The sequence below is a fragment of the Polynucleobacter sp. JS-JIR-II-50 genome (assembly GCF_018687895.1).
Classification (GTDB): domain Bacteria; phylum Pseudomonadota; class Gammaproteobacteria; order Burkholderiales; family Burkholderiaceae; genus Polynucleobacter.
Genome location: NZ_CP061307.1, coordinates 987066 through 1011971, shown reverse-complemented (window position 1 = coordinate 1011971; position 24906 = coordinate 987066). Strand labels below are relative to the sequence as shown.

The following is a 24906-nucleotide window of genomic DNA, read 5'->3' as shown; positions in this document are numbered from 1 at the left end:
GCTTAATTTGCTGTCAACTTGCCGTCTTTTAAACGTGGCTCAACAAAGTGACCCTTGCGAGCACGGTTACCCGCAAATGACTTCAAGGTTTTGGCATCTAAGCCGAGTTCAGTCGGCTTACCCGCGCGTCCAGCACCCGAATAAGTAGCGCCATCTGGGCCAACTGCGATAGCTGACGCCAAATGCTCTTTATCATCCAAGCCCATGAGAATTACACCCTTACCTCCGGTTGGCAGGCGCTTGAGTTCATCCAATGGGAACACTAATAACTTAGAAGCCTCTGATAAGCAGGCAACTTGCTTCATGCCTACCTTTACCTTGGCGGCACCTAAAGGGGCATCGCCAGGGACCTTAGCGTCCATACTCAAGAATGATTTGCCCGCTTTGTTACGGGTAGTCATATCAGCAACGTTAGCCAAGAATCCATAACCGGCTTTAGTAGAAAGCAATACCAAATCATCGGGTTGACCAGCGTAATAGGCAACCATTTGTGAGCCAGCAGCCAAGTTCACAAAACTAGTTAATGGCGAGCCATCTCCACGAGCGCCCGGTAATTCACTGACGGGAACTGTGTATACACGCCCGTCACTACCAAAGCCCTGAATAACATCTACAGTTCTCACTTCAAAGGTAGCGTATAAAGCATCGCCCGCTTTGAAGCCAAATTGAGTTGCATCATGCTCATGACCTTGACGAACACGTACCCAGCCCTTTTGGGAAACAATGACTGTGACAGGCTCATCAATGACTTTGGTCTCAGCAACGGCGCGCTTATCTTCCTGAATCAGGGTGCGACGATCATCACCAAAGTCCTTCATATCGGATTCGATTTCTTTGATGATGCGCTTGCGTAATACGGTGTCGTTTTGCAATAAACCTTCCAGGTCATCACGTTCAGTCTTAAGTTCTTTCAGCTCTTGCTCGATCTTGATACCTTCAAGACGCGCCAACTGGCGCAAGCGAATATCCAAAATATCTTCAGCCTGACGATCGCTGAGCTTGAACTCTTTAATCAAATCCGCTTTAGGCTCATCACTATTGCGGATGATCTTAATGACCTTATCAATATTCAGAAGAACGGTTAAACGCCCTTCCAAAATATGCATACGGTCTTTGACCTTGCCTAAGCGGTGCTGAGTTCGTCGAGTGACAGTGGCAACTCTAAATGCAACCCACTCAGACAGAATTTCTTTTAGGCCCTTTTGACGTGGACGACCATCATTACCAATCATCACCAAATTCATTGGGGCATTGGATTCTAATGAAGTATGAGCAAGCAATAAATTGACAAACTCATTCACGTCAATATTTTTGCTCTTTGGCTCAAATACCAAACGTACTGCGGCATCCTTGCTCGATTCATCACGCACGCCATCGAGCACATTCAGAATGGTCGATTTGAGATTATTTTGCTCAGGAGTTAAGGTCTTCTTACCGACTTTCACCTTAGGATTGGTGATTTCTTCAATCTCTTGCAAGACACGCTGCGAGGAAGTTGCTGGTGGAAGTTCGTTAACCACAATCTGCCATTGACCACGCGCCAGCTCCTCAACAGACCATCTTGCGCGCACTTTAATACTGCCGCGCCCTGCCTCGTAAATCTGCGCAATTTCTGCTGCAGAGGAAATAATTTGGCCGCCACCTGGATAGTCAGGGCCAGGCATGATTTCTAAAAGCTCTGAAGTGCTCATCTTCGGAGACTTCATTAATGCAACGGCAGCCGTAGCTACTTCACGCAAATTATGCGAAGGAATCTCGGTAGCCATACCTACGGCAATACCAGATGCACCATTAAGCAAAACAAACGGTAGGCGCGCTGGCAATAATTTGGGCTCTTGGAATGAGCCGTCGTAGTTCGGCGCAAAATCTACCGTACCTTCATCGATTTCACTTAAAAGCAAGCTAGCGATCTTAGTAAGGCGCGCCTCGGTATAACGCATCGCCGCCGCGCCATCGCCATCGCGTGAGCCGAAGTTACCTTGACCATCGATTAATGGGTAACGCAATGAGAAGCTTTGTGCTAAACGAACTAAAGCATCATATGCAGATTGGTCGCCGTGCGGATGGAACTTACCCAACACATCACCAACTACACGCGCACTCTTCACCGGTTTTGCATCGGCACGCAAACCCATTTCGCTCATCGAGAACAAAATACGACGCTGCACAGGCTTCTGACCATCAGACACATCTGGTAGTGCGCGACCCTTAACCACGCTAATTGCGTAATCTAAATAGGCACGCTCTGCGTATACCGCCAGAGTTAAGCTATCTTTTCCATCCTCATTGAGATCAATTGTTTTGGGGTCGTGATTGCCTGATCCGCCACCTGAGGTAGCAGCTACGGCAGGAGCTTCATCCACTTCAACAATATCTACTTCAATCGGGCTGGAGAACAAATCCGCCTGATCAGCCGGAGTATTTTTATCAGAAGTCTTTTTAATCGCCATTAGATATCCGCCTCCACTTCATTGCCACGCTCTTCAAGCCAGTCACGGCGTGCACCAGACTCTGATTTACCCATCAGCATATCCATTGTTTTAAATGTTTCGTCCTCAGTCCACGCGCCCAAAGTAACCGGTAGTAAACGCCGAGTGTCTGGATTCAAGGTCGTATCCCAAAGCTGCTCCGCACTCATTTCTCCTAAACCCTTAAAGCGAGAGATCTGCCACGCGGTTTCTTTGACGCCATCTTTACGTAATTTATCCTCAATAGCTTGAAGCTCATTAGCATCTAAGGCATAAATCTTTTGTGCTGGTTTCTTACCGCGCGCTGGAGCATCCACCCTAAATAGTGGCGGTCTAGAAATATGTATATGTCCTAACTCAATGAGTTTAGGGAAATGTTTGTAGAACAAGGTTAAGAGCAATACTTGAATGTGCGCGCCATCGACGTCCGCATCAGACAGAATGCAAACCTTGCCGTAACGTAAATTAGATAAATCAGGAGTGTCATTTGCTCCATGTGGATCCACGCCAATTGCTACAGCGATGTCATGCACTTCATTATTGGCAAACAAGCGGTCACGCTCAGCCTCCCAGGTATTTAATACCTTGCCACGTAATGGCAGGATGGCTTGATATTCCTTGTTACGTCCCATCTTGGCTGATCCACCAGCAGAATCACCCTCTACCAGGAAGATTTCATTCATGCCGATATCTTCGCTCTCGCAATCTGTAAGCTTGCCCGGGAGTACGGCTACGCCAGAGGATTTCTTCTTCTCCACCTTCTGACCAGCACGAGTTCTCGCTTGCGCCTGCTTGATCACCAGGTCGGCTAACTTGCGACCGTAGTCAACGTGCTGGTTGAGCCAAAGCTCTAAAGCAGACTTCACATAGCCAGAAACCAAACGTACGGCATCACGAGAATTCAGGCGCTCTTTAATCTGCCCTTGGAACTGAGGATCCAATACTTTGGCCGACAGAATGAAAGATGCGCGTGCAAATACGTCCTCAGGCATCAGTTTCACACCCTTCGGTTGCAATGCATGCATCTCAATAAAGCCTTTAACAGCATTAAATAAGCCTTCACGCAAACCGCTTTCATGAGTACCGCCAGCGGGCGTTGGAATCAAGTTCACATAACTCTCGCGCACTGGTGCACCATCTTCAGTCCAACAAACTACCCAAGCCGCGCCCTCGCCTTCAGCAAAAGAATCCTCTTCTCCAGTGCCAGTAGCGTATTGCTCGCCTTCGAATGGAGGAATGACTTCGGCGCCATGACCTGCTTGCGCAATCGCCTCATTTAAGTAGCCACGCAAGCCTTGTGCATATTGCCAAGTCTGGGTATCACCAGATTTTTCTTGAATCAGCGTTACCTTCACGCCAGGCAATAACACTGCCTTGGAGCGCAATAGACGAATGAGCTCAGGCATTGGAATCACTGAGCTATCAAAATACTTACCATCTGGCCAAGCACGTACGCGGGTACCGTGCGACTTGTCTTCTTTTGTAGAGGAAATTGTTTTGAGCTTTTCAATCACTTTGCCATCAGCAAAGGTCAATGTCGACATTTGGCCATCACGCCAAACAGTGACTTCTAATCTTTTAGATAAAGCATTCGTTACGGAAACACCTACACCATGCAAGCCGCCTGAGAATGCATAGGCACCACCAGTGCCTTTTTCAAACTTACCGCCGGCATGAAGCTGGGTAAACACAATCTCCACTACCGGTAATTTTTCGGTAGGATGCATCCCCACTGGAATACCGCGCCCATCATCTTCTACGCTTACGCTGCCATCGGCATGCATCGTAACGATGATTTGCTTACCAAAACCCCCTAAAGCTTCATCAGATGCGTTATCCAGCACCTCTTGAATGATGTGGAGTGGATTGTCGGTGCGGGTGTACATTCCAGGCCGTTGACGGACTGGTTCTAGTCCTTTTAGGACCTGAATCGACGATTCGCTGTATTCGGAAGTTTTACGGGTAGCCATGCGCGCAAATTGTAGTCATGTCTGAGATCCGAGCCGAATTTTTCGGGAATTCCCCTGTCATCCATGCCAAAATCGGGGGATGGGAGCCTTAAGTCATATTCGCGTTTTAGACCTCAGCCGAGTCTTGGCTGGTCCTTGGTGTGCTCAAAATCTGGCAGATTTGGGTGCGGATGTCATTAAAGTCGAAAGACCCGGCGTTGGAGACGACACCCGTCACTGGGGTCCTCCATTCGCTAAAGATGCCAATGGCAAGGAAACCGACGAATCTGCCTATTTTATTTGCATCAATCGCAATAAACGCTCTATTACGGTTGATATTGCCAAGCCCGAGGGTCAAGAGCTAATCCGCAAACTTGCGGCTGATTCTGATGTTGTCATTGAGAACTACAAAGTGGGTGACCTGGCTAAATATGGACTCGACTACGAAAGCCTAAAGAAGGTTAAACCCGATTTAGTCTATTGCTCAATTACTGGGTTTGGTCAAACTGGGCCTTACGCCCATCGCCCTGGCTACGATTTCATTATTCAAGGTATGGGCGGCTTCATGAGCGTAACCGGTGAAGCGCATGACTTCGAGGGTGCTAGTCCACAAAAATCCGGGGTTGCGATCGCGGATATTTTTACTGGCATGTATGCCAGTACCGCCATACTCGCAGCCATTGTCCATCGCGACCATACTGGTGAAGGGCAATACATTGATATGTCACTGCTAGATACACAAGTAGCTGTAATGGCCAATGTATCCAGCGCCTATCTCACCTCAGGAGAAGTTCCGAAACGCTGGGGTAATGCTTCTCCGATCATCGTTCCCTATCAAACTTTCCCTACCTCTGATGGCTGGATGATTGTGGGCGCTGGTAACGATGGTCAATTCCGACATTTCGTAGCCGCCGGTGGTGAACCTCAATTAGCGGATGACTCTCGCTTTGCAACCAATCCGCAGCGTGTTGAACATCGCAAGCAACTCATTCCACTTCTCGAGCAAATGACGCGCAAGAAGACCAAAGGTGAATGGATTTCACTGCTTGAGAAAGCCAATGTTCCTTGTGGTCCGATCAACAACTTCAAAGAAGTTTTTGAAAACGAGCAAGTGATTCATCGCGGCGTACAGATTGATGTACCCCACCCGACCGTTGGCACTATGAAATTGGTTGCTAGTCCGATGCGCCTATCTAAAACACCCACTGAAGTGCGAATGGCACCACCAACACTGGGTCAGCATACGCAAGAGATCCTGCATGAACGTCTCAAGCTGGATGATCAAGCAATCAAAGAACTCCGCATAAAGGGAATCATCTAACCGATGACAACGAAAACCTCCAAAGCAGGACTTTCGATGAAGCAGGTCCTCATCTATGGTGGGCTCATGGTCACCCTATCTATGGGTATTCGTCATGGCTTTGGACTCTTCAATCTTCCCATTACCTCTGCCAATGGCTGGGGTCGAGAAACGTTTGCTCTGACTATTGCTTTACAAAATCTGATTTGGGGAGCTGTGCAACCAGTTACTGGGGCCTTGGCTGATCGCTACGGCGCATTCAAAATCATGGTTGCCGGTGGGATTTTGTATGCCCTAGGTTTGGCAGGCATGGCTATCTCTACTGATGTCATGAATTTCACTTTAGCCGGCGGCCTACTTATTGGCCTGGCACAAACTGCCACGACCTACAGCGTGGTCTATGGAATTTTAGGTCGCAATGTGTCAGCTGAAAAACGGGTTTGGGCAATGGGTATTACTGCGGCTGCCGGCTCGTTTGGTCAATTCCTCATGATTCCAGCCGAACAAAGTTTGCTTAGTATGTTTGGCACCCAAGACGCACTACTGATGTTGGCGTTGATGGCAAGTTTGATGGTACCAACCGCATTCATGTTGCGTGAAAAGAATTTCACCTATAACCATAATCTGGGTGATCAAACGATTAAGCAAGCATTAAAAGAGGCTCTGGGTAACCCCAGTTTTCGCTACCTGACCTTAGGTTATTTTGTTTGTGGCTTTCAGGTAGTGTTTATTGCGGTTCATTTGGCGCCTTACCTCAAAGATCTCTCCTCAACTTATCCAGCGGTTGGCGCTCCAGTGGTAGCGACAACCGCCCTAGCCTTAATCGGCTTGTTTAATATCTTCGGCACCTATAGCTCCGGCATCCTAGGTCAACACCTCCCTAAACGCTATTTACTATCTGCAATCTATATTGGTCGTTCCATTGCCATTACAGCGTTCTTGTTGCTGCCACCAACACCGATGAGTACTTACATCTTTGCTGCCATTATGGGTTTCTTATGGCTTTCTACCATTCCACTGACCAACGGTATCGTTGCACAAATTTTTGGTGTGAAGTATTTGACGATGCTTTCTGGTCTCATCTTTTTCTCGCATCAGCTAGGTAGTTTCTGTGGAGCCTTCCTAGGGGGTTATTTGTTTGACCAAACTGGCTCTTATTTAATTGTTTGGGAAATTGCAATTGGATTGGGCGCCTTTGCTTTCTTAGTAAATCTTCCCGTCAAAGAACGAGCAATTCATAGAGTAGCTAATGCTTAAGAAAAAACCAGGCATTGGAAAGATCATCTCTTATGGGTTTGCTTTATTCATTTTGTTGTTCGTTTTCTCAATGTACTTCGCACCCGATATGATGGTGGCAGTGACAAATCAAGTATGGGCTCTGTGTGGTTGGTAATTCATTAGAATTGACTTAGCACACTTTTTTGTTTTCCTAGCATCTCGCCGTAGCACAATGGATAGTGCACATGCCTCCTAAGCGTGGGATACAGGTTCGATTCCTGTCGGCGGGACCAAATATTCCCCATACTTATCCACAGGTAATGTGGATAAATCCTTAAAAGTTTTCGTAAGTCACAGATTTGTATAGGCAGACCTAGCTTGCCTAATTTGTGTGCAGGGTAGCTTTCTCTATTTTGGATGTTTACTTATAAATATTTAAGTTAGTTCTTAAAATATTTTGTGTTATGCGGCTTTACCAATAAGGGCATAGAACACGAAGTTCCCTTACACTTAGACCATGACCAGTCTCTCAACCAGTACGTTAGCCGCCCTTGAGGAAATGCTCCAAAATACGGCGCGTTCTGCTCCAGCGGAATACCTGCCGATTTATTTATCCCGCGGTGCAACAGGCGAACAACTCATTGGTCACCTGAATCCAGAATTCATTCCTTTTCTGCAAGAGTCTTTGCACAAAGAAGCTATTGAGCTCATTGCCATGGGTCATGACAAACTCACCATTCAATTAGGCAAGCCTAGAGATTTATCAAACAGTCTCTACCAATTGGCCAATCGCATGAGGTTGGGTGGATTTATTCCTGGCTGGCGTAACGAAGACTTTGCGTGGGTTGATCAAAATGGTCACAAATACTTTCGCATGGAACGCGCTGCGTTTCGTACCTTTGGGTTTCGTAGCATGGCCACACATATCAATGGCTACACCCAAGGCAACACAATTTGGTTGGGTAGACGCAGTGAAACCAAGGCGACTGATCCAGGTAAGCTAGACAACTTGGCAGCCGGTGGCATTACGGCAGATGAAACCCCCTGGGTTAGTGCGCGGCGTGAGCTTTGGGAAGAAGCTGGCGTACCCGAACAAATCTCCGATCAAATTGAACCTGTGGGACGGATTCATATGCGCCGTCCATCTCTAGGTCGAGGCTTTCATGATGAGCAGCTCTATGTCTATGATTTGGAACTGGCTGACAACTTTGTCCCCACAAATCATGATGGCGAAGTGAGCGGCTTTTTTAAAATTTCACTGCTAGAGGCTGCTGCCAGAATCTTGGCCGATGAATTTACCTCGGATGCCGCCTTTGTTACCGCCGATTTCATATTGCGACGCAATAAATAGAGTTTTCGCCTTGTTTAGCGCAACAGGGCTACCGGTTGACTGGCGTCATGCCTTAAACAGTCAATTCGTGGTTAAATTCATCTTAAGGATGAAACAGGGGTGCCCTTCATAGCAGTTTTGCTAGAAGGCGCTGAGAAAGACCCTAGAACCCGATCCAGGTAATGCTGGCGTGGGGAGTTACATCAGACCGACACCCGGTTTCGTCCATCTAAAACAGCTAGGAGATGGAAATGAGTACAGGCAACACCTCAACTAAAAACGCTAAACACGAGATTCCAAGTTTAAAAAGTTTGGAGCGCGACTTCGGGCAAAAATTTGCCTATCCAGCGTCAACAAAAACTTACCTCCAAGGTTCAAGACCTGATGTCAAAGCGCCAATCCGCATGATTGAGCAACTACCTACTCGAGTAGGCGATGAGATGTTGGCAAATCCTCCGGTGCCTGTTTATGACACTTCAGGCCCATACAGCGATCCAGATGTTGTGATCAATCTTGAAAAGGGTTTGCCAAGACTACGTGATGCTTGGATTGCTGAGCGTAATGACACCATCCAGTTGGCAGGACCTAGCTCTGAATACGGCGTTGCTCGCTCTCAAGACGAAGCCACCCAAAATTTACGCTTTTCTCATATCAGCGCACCGCGCGTTGCTAAATCTGGTCATAACGTCAGCCAGATGTATTACGCTCGCCAAGGAATCATCACCCCTGAAATGGAATACATCGCCCTGCGTGAATCCATGGGTCTGGAGCAACTGCGCAAAGATCCAGCATATAAGCAACTCCTTAAGCAGCACCCTGGTAAAGGCTATGGCGCGAATCTGCCAGACATTGTCACCGGTGAATTTGTGCGCTCTGAGATTGCTGCAGGCCGTGCGATCATTCCAGCAAACATCAATCACCCTGAATTAGAGCCAATGATTATTGGCCGCAACTTCCGCGTAAAGATTAACGGCAACTTAGGCAACTCTGCTGTTACTTCATCCATTAATGAAGAAGTTGAAAAGATGGTGTGGTCGATTCGTTGGGGTGCAGACACCATCATGGATCTCTCCACCGGCAAGCATATTCATGAGACACGCGAATGGATTATTCGTAACTCGCCAGTTCCAATTGGCACAGTGCCAATCTATCAGGCACTAGATAAAACCGGCGGCATTGCTGAGGACCTTACATGGGAAATGTTCCGCGACACCTTGATTGAGCAAGCAGAGCAAGGCGTTGACTACTTCACCATCCATGCCGGTGTATTACTTCGTTATGTACCGTTAACTGCTGATCGTATTACCGGTATTGTTTCTCGCGGTGGTTCGATCATGGCTAAATGGTGTTTGGCTCATCACAAAGAGAACTTCCTTTACACGAAGTTTGATGAGATCTGCGAGATCATGAAAGCCTATGACGTGTCATTTAGCTTGGGTGATGGTTTGCGCCCTGGTTGCATTGCCGACTCTAATGATGCTGCTCAGTTTGGTGAGCTCCATACACTCGGCGAGTTGACTGCTAAGGCTTGGAAGCATGATGTACAGGTGATGATTGAAGGCCCGGGTCACGTTCCAATGCAGCGCATTGAAGAGAATATGACTGAAGAGCTGAAGCATTGCTTAGAAGCGCCTTTCTATACCCTCGGACCATTGATTACCGATATCGCCCCTGGCTATGACCACATCACCAGCGGTATTGGTGCTGCGCAAATCGGTTGGTATGGCACAGCGATGCTTTGCTATGTCACACCAAAAGAGCATTTAGGTTTACCGGACAAGGAAGATGTACGCGAAGGCATCATCACCTATAAGATTGCAGCCCATGGCGCTGACTTAGCTAAAGGCTTGCCTGGTGCGCAAGTCCGCGATAACGCTCTCTCTAAAGCACGCTTTGAGTTCCGCTGGGAAGACCAATTTAATCTAGGCTTAGATCCTGAGCGCGCACGTGAGTATCACGATGCAACACTGCCAGCAGAAGGTGCCAAGATTGCCCACTTCTGCTCAATGTGTGGTCCGAAGTTCTGCTCGATGAAGATCACCCAAGAAGTTCGTGATTACGCGGCCACTCTAGATGCAGACGGCAATCCTAAAGCGAAAGTCATCCCCATTACTGAAGTTGCCGATGCATCTAAGGGCATGGAAGAAATGTCTGCAGAGTTCCGCAAGCGCGGTAGTGAGATTTATCAGTAATCCAACTCGCTAAAAAGATAAAGATGGCTAGCGCAAGCTTCTCCAATAGCAAATTCGCAATTGTCGGCGGCGGCCTGATAGGTCGCTTGTTGGCTGTTGCACTTGCTAAAGGCGGTGCTCAAGTTGATCTGTTTGATAAGGGCGGCTCGGATGGCGCCCATGCTGCTGCGCGCATTGCTGCAGCGATGTTGGCACCATTAGCTGAATCTGCAATTACCGAAGATTCAGTGGTACGGATGGGTTTGCATAGCCTGCCTCGCTGGAAAGAGCTCATTGCTAATTTGTCTACTCCGGTTTACTTTCAGCAAGATGGCACTTTGATTTTGTGGCACCGCCAAGATACCAGTGAAGCTGAACGCTTTGCTGCACATCTGGAGAAAAATTGTCGCTCCAACTCTAGCTTAAGTGCGCCGCAAAAGCTCAATAACGAAGCTTTGAGGAATCTTGAGCCTGGTGTTGCCGACCGCTTTAATCAAGGACTCTATTTACCCAATGAAGGGCAATTAGATAATCGCCAGCTATTGGATGCTCTCGCTAGCGAGTTAACGCTATTGAAGGTCAATTGCTACTGGTATACCGAAATCGAGCTATCTGAATTGCGAAAACAGGCTGGCTATAAAGCGGTAATTGATTGCCGCGGCACAGGTGCCAAAGAAGACTGGTTATCTGGGGACAAGCCCAACAGCTTACGTGGCGTTCGCGGTGAGGTCATTCGACTCCATGCGCCAGAAGTGAAGTTGCGTCGCCCTACGCGCTTAATCCATCCACGCTACCCGATTTATATTGCCCCTAAAGAAAACGACGTCTATGTGGTGGGTGCAACGGAGATTGAATCCGATGATCTGTCAGAAATGAGCGTACGTTCTGCAATGGAATTACTCAGCGCTGTCTATACCGTTCATAGTGGATTTGCGGAAGCGCGTATTTTGGAGATGGCGACACAGTGTCGCCCGACTTTAAAAAATAATCTCCCAGAAATTCGGTCGATAAGAAATAAAGGGCTTACAGATTTGATCATGATCAATGGCTTATATCGCCATGGTTTTATGATTTCTCCTGCAGTGCTTGACTGCGCATTAGAGCTTTTGGAGTTCGGCACAAGTAAGACTGCATTGGATTTAGGATTGAGTATGACTCAAGATAACAATCGGGTTGAGGCGGTATGCGCGTAATCGTTAATCAAGTGGCTTATGAGTTGCCTAGCAAGAGTATGGTGAGTGACGCTCTGGCCTTGATCAATGCGAAGCCACCTTATGCCGTTGCCGTGAATCTCCATTTTGTACCCAAGACTAAGCATGCAGACTTTGTATTAAATGAGGATGACCAAATTGAAGTGATTGCCCCAGTTACCGGTGGTTGATCCAGAACGAATTATTTTGATATGAACGCTCCTTTACCTAATAAGCTCAATAGCGCAGACACACTCGTCTTATATGGCGAGAGCTTTGCGAGTCGTTTACTATTGGGTACCTCACGCTACCCTTCTCCACAGGTGCTAGAGAACTCGGTACAAGCGTCTAATCCTGGCATGATTACTGTGAGCTTGCGCCGCCAGGGAACATCAACCACTGAAGCGCATAGCGGCTTTTGGGATTTACTCAAAAAGATGGCAGTTCCCGTTTTACCAAATACTGCTGGTTGTCATAGTCCACAAGAAGTCATTACAACCGCGCAAATGGCGCGCGAAGTGTTTGAAACCGATTGGATCAAGTTAGAGCTCATTGGCGATGATTACACTTTGCAACCTGATGTCTTACGCTTAGTGCAGACAGCAGAGACTCTCATTAAAGATGGCTTTAAGGTTCTGCCGTATTGCACGGAGGATCTCATTTTGTGCCAACGTCTGGTTGATGTGGGTTGCCAAGCAGTCATGCCTTGGGCGGCCCCAATTGGCACTGGACAAGGCCCATTAAATCCGTATGCCATGAAACTCTTGCGTGATCGTCTGAAGGTTCCGCTCTTGGTGGATGCCGGCCTAGGGCTGCCTTCACATGCTTGCACCGTTATGGAATGGGGATTTGATGGTGTACTACTCAATACCGCAGTAGCCTTAGCGGATGATCCTGTAGTGATGGCCAAAGCCTTTGCTATGGCGGTTGATGCAGGTCGTGCAGCCTACTTATCCGGCGCCATGAAGCCACAAGAGTCTGCCCAAGCAAGCACTCCTTTAGTGGGTACTCCGTTTTGGCACCAATCGTAGTGACGCTAAGTTAAGTACACTGAACTCATGAGCCTAATTCGTGACCTTGCTGATCAAATCGTTGCTGCGCATAGCAATGAAGATTTATGTATTCCGATTCCAGCCTTTAGCCTAAACTCCCCGCCCCCACTCATTGATAACGAAGCGGCTGTCGATCATTACGAATTAGCCGGTGCATTAGCGGCCATTGATATGGGCTTTATTGAATCTGATGCCAAAATCCTGGGTAAGGCTTGGTCACGCATGACATTGCAAGATGGCGGCTTCAATCCCTTTAAATGGCCTAGCAGACCAGAGCATTTTGATTTATTGCCTTGGACTCGCAATATGAATCCCAATGCTTTTAAAGAATGTCCAAAACGCTTGGGCTTGTATGGCGTTATGCCCGATGCTGATTGGGTAAAACGCATGGTTGATGCTGAATTACCGACAGTACAACTACGCTTTAAGTCGGATGAAAAATCCAAAATCCGAAAACAGATTAAAGAATCTGTTGCAGCAGTCAAAGATAGCAAGACCTTGCTCTTCATCAATGATTATTGGCAAGAAGCAATTGATGCCGGCGCCTATGGCGTGCATTTAGGTCAAGAGGATTTAGAAGATGCAAACTTGGAAGAAATTCGGGGCGCAGGCTTAAGACTAGGATTGAGTACTCATGGCTATGCAGAGCTGGCTTATGCAGATCGTTTTTGCCCAAGCTACATTGCCATGGGCGCAGTCTTTCCAACAAATTTAAAGAAAATGCCAACAGCGCCGCAAGGACTGGGTCGCTTATATCGATATGCTCAGCTCATGAGCAACTACCCACTGGTAGCTATTGGCGGCATTGATCAAGATAGCATTCATGCGGTAGCAAAAAGTGGTGTTGGTTCAGTTGCCGTTGTGAGAGCCATTACACAAGCCAAAGACCCTAAGGCAGCGGTCAAGCACTTACAAGAATTAATGCGGGCGTGATTTACTAGCTGTTGGCCAAAATTAGGCTAGATCAGCTCAGTAATTGCCTTTTTCTTCGAGCAATGAAGTTGGATAAAAATCATGCATGTGCCATAGCGGCCCTGGACCTTCGCCAACACTTAAGAAGCGCCCCGCCTCTAGGCCTGCCTCTACATAGGCAATCGCCTTAGCAACGGCATGAGCTAGATCATGACCATCGGCTAGATAAGTAGCAATTGCAGAAGCTAAAGAACAACCGGTACCGTGCGTGTTCACTGTATTAACGCGATAGTGCTTGAATTCTTTTGATTGCACAACCTCAAGACCGTCCTCCATAGTGCGCCACATTAAGTAGTCAGTAATTTGGGTGTGCGTACTATCTAAATGCCCACCTTTAATGAGGACTGCTTGTGGCCCCATATCCAATAACTCTTCTGCAGCTAATTTGAAATCATTGGGGCCGCTAATTTCACGACCCAACAGTAAAGAGGCTTCATCTAAATTCGGCGTTACGAGTGATGCTATTGGGAATAATTCAGAGATCATGGCTTGGGCCGTATCGTCACCGCCTAAGCTTGCTCCGGAGGTTGCGCGCAAAACAGGATCTAAAACAATGCGTTTAACACTATGTTTGCGTAAAGATTTAGCAACTGTGCGGACTATTTCTGGGCTCGCTAACATGCCTATTTTGACAATATCAGCGCCAATATCCATTAAAACTGCGTCAATCTGGGCTTCAACCACGTCAAGATCTACATCCTGAATACGCGTAACGCCCAAGGTATTTTGGGCGGTAATTGCAGTTATGACTGACATGCCATAGCCACCAAGGGCGGTGATGACCTTGAGGTCGGCCTGGAGCCCCGCCCCACCGCCGCTATCGGACCCAGCAATGGTCAGTACTTTGGGGATCTGCACAGAAGTGGGAAGAAGTGATTTCATCTTGCTATAATATCGGCTTATTCCTCGATAGCTCAGTCGGTAGAGCGCCGGACTGTTAATCCGTAGGTCCCTGGTTCGAGCCCAGGTCGAGGAGCCAAATAAGTAAAGCCCCTAGAGAAATCTAGGGGCTTTTTCTTTATCCAGACTGATTAAGTTGATCTCTTAGACCAAGCCCTTCTTGCGCAAGTTGGATAGGCGATTATGGAGAGACTTCAATGTCAGAAGATTATATTTATCGCCTTCCTTCCAGGCGCTGCCTTTCCATTCGATGCCTTCTGGGGTGATATTAGCGAACGGCTCTTTACCTTCCTTTGCATAGCCCTCTAAGATGGCGATCAATGCTGCTCGATCATCGGATCCACCAGCATCTTTGATTGCATCCAAAATGGGTTTGGTGATCGTATCGCCATAGGTAACCTTAACATCCATATGGTTTGGCGCTGCTGGCTCTTCGAAGATGTACTCATGAGGCCACTCAAAGACATTTCTGGCGGAATTTTTAACCGCCTCTGGACTCACTGCACCGCTCTCAGGATTCTTTGGATCAGTTGGTAGGCTTAGGCCCAAAATCCAAGCTTCAAATTCAGCAATGCGGCTATAACGCTTTTCTTCGCTATCGCGCTTTTGCTCTTCTTGTGAGAGCAGCAAAGTCACCCATGCCCAGGCAATATCTTTAGGTATTGCAAACTCTTGAGCCAAAATACCGCTGGCTTTTTTTAGGATGGGTTTGGATGTGAGTTTTGACATTGCATTCTTTCTGGATTCGTTCTACTTTTTTAGTAAGCGCCTTCAATTTAGGGTGAAAAGTCAAAGGGAAGGCTCCCCGTTCATCTTGACACTGCTCTCCACATCCCCCGTAGGATACTCTTCATTAGATAGCTGCCTACCTGTCAGGCCTACGCAAACCCAGTTCTAGCAGGCCCCAGGACTGAGTCATGGGGCAAATCAAACAAGTTCGGCCGTATTCACTAAAATAGGCAGATGACTAAGATTCCTGAACTTCTCGCTCCAGCCGGCAGCCTTTCCATGCTGCGTACTGCCTTTGATTTTGGCGCAGATGCCATTTACGCCGGACAGCCTCGCTATTCACTAAGGGTTCGTAATAACGACTTTGGCAAGATTGAGGTTCTCAAGCAAGGCATCGATACCGCCCATGAAATGGGTAAGAAGTTTTATCTAGTTTCTAACTTACTGCCTCATGGTGGTAAGACGCGTACTTACATTAAAGACATGGATCCAGTCATTGCATTAAAGCCGGATGCTTTAATCATGTCCGATCCCGGCCTCATCATGATGGCTCGTGAAGCATGGCCAGACATGCCAATTCATTTATCCGTTCAGGCCAATACCGTGAATGGTGCTTCTGCTAAATTCTGGCGCTCGGTTGGTATTAGTCGCGTGATTTTGTCTCGCGAACTTTCCTTTGATGAAATTGAAGAAGTACGTCAAGACTGTCCAGAGATGGAACTTGAGGTATTTGTTCATGGCGCTCTCTGTATTGCCTACTCAGGTCGCTGCTTGTTATCGGGCTATATGTCCCATCGCGACTCTAATCAAGGCGCCTGTACCAATGCTTGCCGCTGGGATTACAAAGTAAAGCCTGGTCAACAAAATACGAGTGGTGATGTTGTACTACTTCAGGAAGCACGTCGCCCTGATGACTTGATGCCAATGGAAGAAGATGAGCATGGCACCTACATCATGAACTCAAAAGATCTGCGAGCTGTTGAACATATTGAGCGCCTAACTAAGATGGGGGTTGACTCTTTCAAAATTGAAGGTCGTACCAAATCACCTTATTACGTTTCTCGTACTGTGCAATCCTATAGAGCGGCAATTAATGATGCTGTAGCTGGCAAACCATTTAATACTGCATTATTAGGTCAATTAGAAGGTTTAGCCAACCGTGGTTATACCGATGGCTTTTATGAGCGTCACCATGACAAAGAGTATCAACTCTATATGCGTGGCCACTCCTTATCGGGGCGTAGCTTGTATGTTGGTGAAACACTGGAGATTGACCCTGCTAACGGCCGAGTGAAGGTAGATGTTAAGAATCGTTTTTCTATTGGCGACAAAATAGAAATCATCGAGCCAAATGGAAACACGGATGTTGTATTGACTGAGATGTGGAATATGAAGGGCGAATCAATTGATGTAGCCCCTGGATCGGGTCACTTTGTTTGGCTAAAAATACCAATGGCCACAACACATGCCTTTATTGCTCGCTATACACAAGAACCTGCACCAGCTGAGGTGGCTACTTCTAGCGCTTGCTCCACTTGCGGCGATTAATACACCCTATTTTTCTCATTTAAGATTTCCATGACTAACAGCGCTAAGAACTCCCCAAACAAACCCGGCTTGAAATTAAAGTTGGAAGATGAAATGAGGAAAGCGCTTGCTCTAACGCTTTACTTCGGCATTTGGTTCTGCGCTATTACCTTTATGGCTACAACCGCTTTAGAAGAGCGCCCTATCCCCCTGACCCTCTTTGGCTTTGCATTAATCAAAGCAGGCTTATCGGCAAAATTTATGCTGATTGCTCAGGCCGCCTATCCAATCAAGGTCGATAAAGAACATGGAATTGTTGGCCCTCTATTTGTTGAGTCTATCGTTTACATTGTTGTCATTATTGCCCTGAACTATATTGAAGCCGGAGTCGATGGCCTGATACATGGAAAAGAGTTTATTACCTCCATGGCAGCTTTTGGAAGCGGTGATCCATTAAGGGTATTGGCCATGTCGATTGTGTATTGGTTAATTGTTTGGCCTTACTTGATTTTTGTTGGGTTCAATAAGGTTGTTGGAAATACTGAAACACTTGCCGTCCTATTTGGCTCCAAAAAATAATTGTCTTACTTGTATTGCGTGAGAATTTTTTGGCTTTGCCTATTGGCGTTTTTGTGCCAACAGGCTTCTGCTCAAGAAATTGAAGCTCGCGCGTATTCCAATGCACCTATAGGCATCAACTTTGTTACTGGCGGCATTGCTCAAGCTAAAAGTGGTTCATACACCCTCACTACAGAGGCGGTAAATCTGACCCGCATCATTGATGTCTTCGGACAGTCCGGCAGAATCAGCTTGTTATTACCCTATGCTCAACTTTCTGGTGCCGGGAGTCTTGGCCCTCAAAATATCAATGCATCTGCGGAAGGCTTGTCCGATCCCGTTGTCAAGATCTCTGCCAATCTGTATGGTGCTCCAGCACTCTCGCTAGACGAATTTAAGAATTACCAGCAGGACTTAATTATTGGTACCAGTCTTGCCGCATCAATCCCATGGGGCAAGTACAACAGCGAGCAAATGCTCAATGTGGGCGCCAATCGCTCCCTTATTCAGCCCGCCATCGGAGCCTCTCAGGCAATCGGATCATGGCGTTTGGAATTGGCAGGCATGGCTACCATCTACACCAACAACACTAGTTTTCTGGGAAGTAATACGCTCTCTCAAAATCCCATCTATTCCTCGGAAGCCCATGCAATCTATTACTTTGAGAATACGGCCTATATTTCTGCCGATGCGACCTACTTCATGGGCGGTCAAAAATATGTCAACGGAACCGCAATTAGTGGCTCACAAGAAAACTGGCGTTTTGGCAGTACTTTTTCTTACCCTATCAATAAGCACAATTCGATCCGTCTCACTGGCAGCAAAGGCGTCTACTCCAACACCAATACCGATTACACCGCGCTGGGGATTTCTTGGCAGTACCGCTGGGGTGGCGGGCTGTAGGTAAAGAGGCTATTCCATCGCTACAATAAAGCCAAAGAACATTAAAAAGAGATACGAGACAATCATGAGCAATAAACCAAAAGATCCTACAGAGAGCGGTTTACGCAAAGGCTTAACTAGCTATGGCGACAAAGGCTTCTCTTTATTTTTACGCAAAGCGTTTATTAAGGGCGCTGGGTATACCAATAGCGCTTTAGATCGCCCTGTGATTGGCATTATCAATACCGGTAGTGCGTACAACCCCTGCCATGGCAATATGCCCCAGCTCTTGGAAGCGGTAAAGCGCGGCGTAATGCTAGCCGGTGGTTTGCCAATGGAATTTCCAACGATCTCCATTCATGAGAGTTTTGCTGCGCCTACCAGTATGTACTTGCGTAACTTGATGTCTATGGACACCGAAGAAATGTTGCGCGCACAGCCAATGGATGCAGTCGTCATGATTGGTGGTTGCGATAAAACCGTTCCCGCGCAAATGATGGGCGCTGCTTCTGCTGGTATTCCAGCTATTCAACTCATTACCGGCTCCATGCTCACCGGCTCACATCGCAGTGAACGTGTTGGCGCCTGTACAGACTGCCGCCGTTACTGGGGCAAGTTCCGCGCCGGTGAAATTGATGAAGTTGAAAAAGATGAAGTGAATGATCAACTGGTTGCGAGCGTAGGTACGTGTTCAGTCATGGGCACTGCAAGCACCATGGCCTGTATCTCTGAGGCGCTGGGTATGACGGTTCCTGGTGGGGCAACTCCTCCAGCAGTCACTGCAGACCGCATCCGCGTAGCCGAAGAAACCGGTACTTGTGCTGTGAAGATGGCAAAAGAAGGCCTAACGATTGACAAAGTACTCACAGCCGATGCCTTTGAAAATGCCATGCGTGTTTTGCTAGCGATTGGTGGATCAACCAATGGCATTGTTCACTTAGCAGCCATTGCTGGCCGCATGGGCCTCGAGATTGATTTAGATGCGCTTGATAAGATGGGTGATGAGACCCCTGTTTTGGTTGATCTCAAGCCCTCAGGTGATCACTATATGGAGAACTTCCATGACGCCGGTGGCATGACCACCTTGTTTCGTGAACTGAAGCCTCTCTTGAAGCTTGATGCGATGACTGTTTCCGGCAGAACTCTTGGTGAAGAGATTGACGCTGCTGCGCCAAGCTTTAAACAAGATGTAGTACGTCCATTTGATAAACCAATTTACCCACGCGGCAGTATTGCTGTCTTGCACGGCAATCTAGCGCCTGGTGGCGCCATCATTAAACAGTCTGCTGCTAATGAAAAGCTGATGGAGCATGAAGGTCGTGCCGTAGTATTTGAAGATGCTGCAGATTTAGCTAACCGTATCGATAGCCCAGACTTAGATGTCACTGCTGATGACATTTTGGTACTCAAAAATATTGGGCCTAAAGGTGCTCCTGGTATGCCAGAGGCTGGCTATATCCCCATTCCGATGAAATTAGCCCGCGCTGGCGTCAAAGATATTGTCCGCATCTCTGATGGACGTATGAGCGGCACTGCCTTTGGTACGATTGTGCTGCACGTTACCCCTGAATCCGCTATTGGCGGTCCATTAGCGCAGGTACGTAACGGTGATCGCATTCGTTTGAGCGTGAAGAATCGAGAGATTAGCCTCTTAATTTCCGATGAAGAACTGGCTCAGCGCATGAAAGACAATCCGATTACTTCTCCAACTGCTGAACGCGGTTATAAAAAGCTCTTCTTGGATACCGTGACTCAAGCAGACCAAGGTGTGGACTTTGACTTCTTAAGAGCAGCAAAGATGGTCGGCAAAACCCCCTCATCCAAATAAAATTTTTCAATGATTAACGCCAATCTCTTGCGTAGGGGCATGAATCTATGGCCACCATTTCTGGGTGCCGGCATTACGGTTGAACATATTGCCAAAGACTTTCGTCATGCTAAGGTACGTCTTAAGCACGGTCTATTGAACCGCAATATTGTTGGGGTTCATTTTGGAGGCAGTCTCTTTGCAATGACTGATCCATTCTTCATGATGATGGTGTCTCAGAATTTAGGTAAGGGTTACATTATTTGGGACCAGGCGGCCAAGATTGAATTTCTGAAGCCGGGCAAAGGGAAAGTTCATGCTAGTTTTGAAATTACTCAGGACCAATTGGATGAAATTGTTACTGCCGCAGAGCCTGGAGATAAGGTCTTAAGGGACTTTGTAGTCGACGTAAAAGATCAAGAAGATGATGTAGTGGCACGCATCACCAAGACCTTGTATATACGAAAGAAGATGAAGAAAAGCTAAGGCGTGTTGTTAGCTTTTTACTAATCGACTGATTGCTTTGTATAAGCGGGCGCATCAATAATACGCATCTCGCCTTCAATCCAGGCTTCCACCTCAAGCTGCAGCTGCTCTTCCGTTTTTCCTGCAACAGAAATCACAGGCCCAATGGCAAGCGTGATCACGCCAGGGCGCTTTAAGAAGGTGTTTCTGGGCCAAATGGCAGCAGAGTTCTGCGCCACCGGAAGAATGTCTGTATTTGTACTAATGGCAAGGCGCACACCGCCTTTTCTGTAAGGCTTAAATGATCCACGTGCGGTTCGCGTACCCTCTGGATAAATCGCAATCCAATTCCCCTCCGATAAAACTATTTTGCCCTGCTCGTTGACCGCTTCCCTAGCCCTCTCACGATCGCCCCGATTGATATGAATCATTTTTAACGAGGCTAAAGCCCAACCAAAAAAAGGCACAAACAATAATTCTCTTTTGAATACAAAGCAAAGTTGTCTTGGGAAGAAGGCTGGGTAGATAAAGGTTTCCCATGCAGATTGATGCTTTCCCAAAATAATTAATGCCTTATTAGGATCTTGGGGGATATTCTCAAAGCCCTTTATCTTTAGATCTATTCCACAGAAAAATAAGAGTGCTTTTTGGGTTAAACGGCACCAAAATACTCCCATCTGGTAACGCGTGTTTCGACTTGTAAAGGGAATGGCCAGAATAATTGCGCTAGCAACAATGGTGACGGTTGTGAAACCAAATAAATAGAATAGAAAGGAACGCAGCCAAAGAATCACGATAATATTTTTACTAATAAAGCGCAAAAAAACTTATTTTAAATGATTGGCCTTTACGAAATGACCCTTGGCAATGCTCATAAACCCCTTAATTCACGTCTTAGGATTTTTCCAACATTGGTTTTTGGTAAATCATTGCGGAAAACGATGTGCTTTGGGCGCTTATAGTTAGTGAGGTTCTCTTTGCAGAATGCCAAGATAGCTTCTTCTGTTAGGGACTGATCTTGCTTTACAACGAAAGCTTTGACAGCCTCACCAGAGTCTTCATCGGGCACACCAATGACTGCACACTCCAAGACACCTGGAATCAAAGACAGGACTTCTTCCACTTCATTTGGATAGACATTAAATCCAGAAACCAGAACCATATCTTTTTTGCGGTCCACAATCTTAGTGAGACCATCGGCATTCATGATGCCAATATCGCCCGATTTAAAGAAGCCATCAGATGTCATGACATTCTTAGTTTCTTCAGGCTTATTCCAGTAACCCGCCATTACCTGAGGCCCCCGGATGCAAATTTCACCAGGAGTACCAAAAGGCACCTCAATGCCGTCGTCACCCAGGATTACAACTTCAGTGCTTGGAACAGGAAAGCCAATATAGCCAGTAAAGCTTTCGATTAAAGCAGAGTTAACGCAAGCAACTGGTGAGGTTTCTGAAAGGCCATAGCCTTCGGCAATAGGAGCACCAGTCATTTCTTGCCAATGATCAGCAACTACCTTTTGCATTGCCATGCCACCACCAATAGTGGCCAAAATATTAGGGAACTTCACAGAGGCAAATTCTGGTTTGTGCATCAGTGCATTAAAGAGAGTATTAACACCAGGGAAAATATTGATATTTGGATGCTTCTTCAATAGTTTTATGAATCCATCAAAATCACGTGGATTAGGAACCAAAACTAACAGACCACCTTTGCGCATTCCCAATACGGAACAGGCTGTTAAAGCAAAGATGTGGTACATCGGTAACGCACATAAGAAAACCAATTGATCCACTTTTTTACGCTTTAATCCTGGCTCTAACCACAACTCTGTCTGAATAACATTAGACAAAATATTGCTATGTAAAAGAATCGCGCCTTTAGATAACCCCGTAGTGCCACCTGTATATTGCAAAAAGGCAATGTCACTTAAAGAAGTATTCGGCTTATTCCAGCGCTGACGACTACCCTCACCTAAAGCAGCCAAAAAAGTAATATGGTTAGGTAGATCCCATGCAGGCACGAGTTTTTTTACATTGCGTACTACAAAATTGACTATCGCACCCTTAAGTCCAATCATCTCTCCAAGAGAAGTCACGATAGTCTTTTTCAATGGCACGTCAGCAGCGATGTGCTGATAAACATGTGCAAAGTTTTCTAAGATGATTAAAGCTGAAGCACCGCTGTCTTTAAGCTGATACTCCAACTCACGGGCGGTATAGAGCGGATTAACGTTGACCACTACGAATCCAGCACGAAGAATACCGATCATCGCAATCTGAAACTGCAACACGTTAGGCAACATGATTGCAACCCGAGCACCAGGCACTAGACCAAGGTTTTGTAAGTAAGAGGCAAAGTGTTTGGAGTGCTGATCAAGCTCTCGGTAAGTTAAAAACTTATCGAGATACTCGCAGGCACGTCTATTCGGATAGCGTTCAAAGGATTCCTCGAACATATCCAGCAAGGAGTTATAGCCAGTGATATCGACTTCGTGAGGAACGCCCTCAGGATAGTGTTTTAGCCATGGCTTACTGGGGTTAGTCATATGAGATATGTGGTTTCTACTGTGATTTAATGTTGATGCAAAAACAAAAAGGAATTAAAAAGCCCTCAAATAGAGGGCTCTTTGTCAAACAGTTAAAGCATTAGAAGCGATAGCCAACACCAACCAGAATATCAGTGCCAGTGCCGCTAATAGTCATCCCTTGAAGTTGAGTACCGGTAGTGAGTGTTGCCGTTAAGTTTTTTGTACCATAAGAAGCATAGTTAACCTCACCAAAAGCATATAAGGACTCGGTAAACATCTGTTTATAGCCAAGACCTAAGGTGTAGCCAGTTAAGTTGGTTGATTGGTACGCAAGAGTTGGACCGGACAAACCAATGGTGGCACCAGTGTATCCGAGCTTCGCATAAGCTAAACGATTCTTATCAAAAGCATAGCCTGGTGTGAATACAACACTGTAAAGGTTTTTTACGTTATATGTTGCCGTACTACTTCCACCACTGACAGGTAGCGTTCCAAGAGCCCCGCTAATTGTTGTATTTGCAACGCTAAGCTGCCCCGTAGCGGAAGAGCTTGCGCCCGGATAGTATGTTGCACCAACTCCCAAAATCCAAGTTTCATTAATGCCAAAGTTATAACCAGCAGCTAAGTTAGCAATCCCTGTATTAACATTATTAACATTGCTAGCCGAAGCTCCCTGAGATACGTAGGCTGGATAGCCCAAGGCAGTTAGAGGAGTGCCAGCAGGAACACCAGGAATACCAGCCGGTGCTACTGCAGTATTTTGAGTAACAGCCGTACCGCTACCTATTTTAGGAGTGAAGACACCAAAACCAACGCCTACTTGTCCATAAGCACCTTCCCATGCATTCGTCTTGGACGATTGCGCCATAGCTGAACCTGCTACAACGCTTGTCATTGCAAAAGCGATTGCGCTGATTTGTAATTTCTTCATGTGTCTTCCCTTTTTATTTCAATTAATTGTTATTTAAATCTTGCACCACTGCAGCAACTCTATAGAAATTTATTTCAATATATAGCCCGGGTTTTCCCGAGGCTTATTTTGCAACGCAACATTTATTGCAATGCAAAAACGAATTTATTGCATTGAGACCCTATTGGTATGGACTTCACGCAGGGGTTAGTTATTTTTTGTGAGAGTAGTATTAAAAAAAATTCATGTAATATAAACGAACGATCGTATTATTTTTACAACAAAACAAGATTATTTAGAATCCCATGAATCAAACAAGGGTTAATTTGAAGGTTACAGACGAGCCAACCAAAGGGTCGGCTACCAAGACTTTAATTTTGGGTGCAGCGCTTGAAATTGCTAGCAGGTCAGGTCTTGAAGGCCTAACCATTGGAAACATAGCTGAAGTGGTAAAGATGAGTAAAAGTGGAGTGTTTGCTCATTTTGGTTCTCGTGAGGAGCTGCAGGTTGAAGTTGTTTGCGCATACCATCAAAAATTTCAGGAAGTCGTATTCGCCCCCGCACTCTTAAAACCAAAGGGCTTGCCCAGACTTAACCAAATGATTAGCTCTTGGCTCAAAATGAGTAGCGGCGGTGATACCTCTAGCTGTTTCTTTATTTCTGGAGCCGCTGAATTCGATGATTGCCCCGGCATTGTTCGTGACGAACTGCTACGAAGCGTTGAAATTTGGCGCTCTGCCCTTCTGAGAGCCATTAAAGAAGCAATTTCTGAGGGGCATCTAAAAAAATCTGTGGATGCCCAAGCTTTACTTTTTAGGCTTTACAGCATTGCACTAGGCGTTCACCATGATTCACGTTTTTTAGAAAATCCTAAATGCCTTGTCATAGCAAATAAGCTAATCAAAGAAATTTTTGCAGCAAATAAAGCAAGTAGGTAGCTCGTCAGAA

22 protein-coding genes, 2 tRNA genes and 1 riboswitch are annotated in these 24906 nt (G+C 46.5%); of the genes, 17 read left to right on the top strand and 7 right to left on the bottom strand.

Features of this window, described 5'->3' with window-relative positions:
• Positions 1-2: 2 nt before the first annotated feature.
• Together parC and FD963_RS05300 are read right to left on the bottom strand one after the other, a co-directional pair.
• Complete coding sequence (parC, locus tag FD963_RS05305) at positions 3-2450, bottom strand: DNA topoisomerase IV subunit A (RefSeq protein WP_251367335.1); 2448 nt, start codon at positions 2448-2450, stop codon at positions 3-5.
• Positions 2450-4438 carry a DNA topoisomerase IV subunit B gene (locus FD963_RS05300; RefSeq protein ID WP_215363672.1) on the bottom strand — a complete coding sequence of 663 codons (1989 nt, stop codon included), beginning with the start codon at positions 4436-4438 and terminating at the stop codon, positions 2450-2452. The genes parC and FD963_RS05300 overlap by 1 nt, the downstream gene beginning before the upstream one ends.
• 79 nt (positions 4439-4517) lie before the next feature.
• Here FD963_RS05300 and FD963_RS05295 point away from each other — a divergent pair, with 79 nt between their 5' ends.
• From FD963_RS05295 to thiE, 10 genes are all read left to right on the top strand, one after another.
• Entirely contained in the window at positions 4518-5738 is a 1221-nt protein-coding gene (locus tag FD963_RS05295; RefSeq protein WP_215363670.1) for a CaiB/BaiF CoA-transferase family protein, read from the top strand.
• Positions 5739-5741: 3 nt separating this feature from the next.
• A complete protein-coding gene (locus tag FD963_RS05290; RefSeq protein WP_215363669.1) occupies positions 5742-6974 on the top strand; it encodes an MFS transporter in 1233 nt (410 codons plus the stop codon).
• Positions 6967-7110 (top strand): hypothetical protein, encoded by a 144-nt coding sequence (locus tag FD963_RS05285; protein WP_215360194.1) that lies wholly within the window; start codon positions 6967-6969, stop codon positions 7108-7110. Before FD963_RS05290 ends, FD963_RS05285 begins: the two co-directional genes overlap by 8 nt.
• A 43-nt stretch (positions 7111-7153) precedes the next feature.
• Positions 7154-7228: transfer RNA gene (locus tag FD963_RS05280), tRNA-Arg, on the top strand.
• Between the two features lie 224 nt (positions 7229-7452).
• Complete coding sequence (locus FD963_RS05275; RefSeq protein WP_215363667.1) at positions 7453-8286, top strand: NUDIX hydrolase family protein; 834 nt, start codon at positions 7453-7455, stop codon at positions 8284-8286.
• Between the two features lie 85 nt (positions 8287-8371).
• Positions 8372-8479: riboswitch (TPP riboswitch) on the top strand.
• Positions 8480-8516: 37 nt separating this feature from the next.
• Complete coding sequence (gene thiC, locus FD963_RS05270; RefSeq protein ID WP_251367334.1) at positions 8517-10457, top strand: phosphomethylpyrimidine synthase ThiC; 1941 nt, start codon at positions 8517-8519, stop codon at positions 10455-10457.
• 23 nt (positions 10458-10480) lie between these two features.
• The gene (locus tag FD963_RS05265) at positions 10481-11629 is read left to right on the top strand and encodes an FAD-dependent oxidoreductase (RefSeq protein WP_215363664.1); all 1149 of its coding nucleotides are present in this window, start codon (positions 10481-10483) and stop codon (positions 11627-11629) included.
• Positions 11620-11817, top strand: coding sequence for a sulfur carrier protein ThiS (gene thiS / locus FD963_RS05260; protein ID WP_215363661.1), 198 nt, complete (start codon positions 11620-11622; stop codon positions 11815-11817). Before FD963_RS05265 ends, thiS begins: the two co-directional genes overlap by 10 nt.
• Before the next feature lie 21 nt (positions 11818-11838).
• Positions 11839-12657 carry a thiazole synthase gene (locus FD963_RS05255; RefSeq protein WP_215363658.1) on the top strand — a complete coding sequence of 273 codons (819 nt, stop codon included), beginning with the start codon at positions 11839-11841 and terminating at the stop codon, positions 12655-12657.
• Positions 12658-12684: 27 nt separating this feature from the next.
• A complete protein-coding gene (gene thiE, locus FD963_RS05250) occupies positions 12685-13611 on the top strand; it encodes a thiamine phosphate synthase (RefSeq protein ID WP_215363655.1) in 927 nt (308 codons plus the stop codon).
• Positions 13612-13647: 36 nt separating this feature from the next.
• Here the strand turns inward: thiE and thiD are convergent, their stop codons facing one another.
• Positions 13648-14532: a bifunctional hydroxymethylpyrimidine kinase/phosphomethylpyrimidine kinase gene (thiD, locus tag FD963_RS05245; protein ID WP_215363652.1), complete on the bottom strand. Its 885-nt coding sequence runs from the start codon at positions 14530-14532 to the stop codon at positions 13648-13650.
• A 21-nt stretch (positions 14533-14553) separates the two neighbouring features.
• Between thiD and FD963_RS05240 the strand changes: the two genes are divergently transcribed.
• A tRNA-Asn gene (locus FD963_RS05240) sits at positions 14554-14629 on the top strand.
• A gap of 65 nt (positions 14630-14694) precedes the next feature.
• Here the strand turns inward: FD963_RS05240 and FD963_RS05235 are convergent.
• Positions 14695-15279, bottom strand: coding sequence for a hypothetical protein (locus FD963_RS05235; RefSeq protein ID WP_215363649.1), 585 nt, complete (start codon positions 15277-15279; stop codon positions 14695-14697).
• Positions 15280-15513: 234 nt separating this feature from the next.
• Between FD963_RS05235 and FD963_RS05230 the strand changes: the two genes are divergently transcribed.
• The 5 genes from FD963_RS05230 to FD963_RS05210 all read left to right on the top strand — a co-directional run bounded on the left by FD963_RS05230 (position 15514) and on the right by FD963_RS05210 (position 20539).
• A complete protein-coding gene (locus FD963_RS05230) occupies positions 15514-16827 on the top strand; it encodes a U32 family peptidase (protein WP_215363647.1) in 1314 nt (437 codons plus the stop codon).
• Between the two features lie 30 nt (positions 16828-16857).
• The gene (locus tag FD963_RS05225) at positions 16858-17385 is read left to right on the top strand and encodes a hypothetical protein (protein ID WP_215363645.1); all 528 of its coding nucleotides are present in this window, start codon (positions 16858-16860) and stop codon (positions 17383-17385) included.
• A gap of 18 nt (positions 17386-17403) precedes the next feature.
• Positions 17404-18267, top strand: a complete 864-nt coding sequence (locus FD963_RS05220; RefSeq protein WP_251367333.1) for a transporter — start codon at positions 17404-17406, stop codon at positions 18265-18267.
• A gap of 64 nt (positions 18268-18331) precedes the next feature.
• Positions 18332-20074: an IlvD/Edd family dehydratase gene (locus tag FD963_RS05215; protein ID WP_215363641.1), complete on the top strand. Its 1743-nt coding sequence runs from the start codon at positions 18332-18334 to the stop codon at positions 20072-20074.
• Positions 20075-20083: 9 nt separating this feature from the next.
• Positions 20084-20539, top strand: a complete 456-nt coding sequence (locus tag FD963_RS05210; protein WP_251367332.1) for a DUF4442 domain-containing protein — start codon at positions 20084-20086, stop codon at positions 20537-20539.
• 20 nt (positions 20540-20559) lie between these two features.
• Here the strand turns inward: FD963_RS05210 and FD963_RS05205 are convergent, their stop codons facing one another.
• The 3 genes from FD963_RS05205 to FD963_RS05195 all read right to left on the bottom strand — a co-directional run bounded on the left by FD963_RS05205 (position 20560) and on the right by FD963_RS05195 (position 23979).
• Complete coding sequence (locus tag FD963_RS05205; protein ID WP_251367331.1) at positions 20560-21312, bottom strand: 1-acyl-sn-glycerol-3-phosphate acyltransferase; 753 nt, start codon at positions 21310-21312, stop codon at positions 20560-20562.
• Between the two features lie 77 nt (positions 21313-21389).
• Positions 21390-23066, bottom strand: a complete 1677-nt coding sequence (locus tag FD963_RS05200) for a long-chain-fatty-acid--CoA ligase (protein WP_215363639.1) — start codon at positions 23064-23066, stop codon at positions 21390-21392.
• A gap of 100 nt (positions 23067-23166) precedes the next feature.
• Complete coding sequence (locus FD963_RS05195; protein ID WP_215363637.1) at positions 23167-23979, bottom strand: outer membrane protein; 813 nt, start codon at positions 23977-23979, stop codon at positions 23167-23169.
• A gap of 284 nt (positions 23980-24263) precedes the next feature.
• Between FD963_RS05195 and FD963_RS05190 the strand changes: the two genes are divergently transcribed.
• Entirely contained in the window at positions 24264-24896 is a 633-nt protein-coding gene (locus FD963_RS05190) for a TetR/AcrR family transcriptional regulator (RefSeq protein ID WP_215363635.1), read from the top strand.
• The last annotated feature ends 10 nt before the right edge of the window (positions 24897-24906 follow it).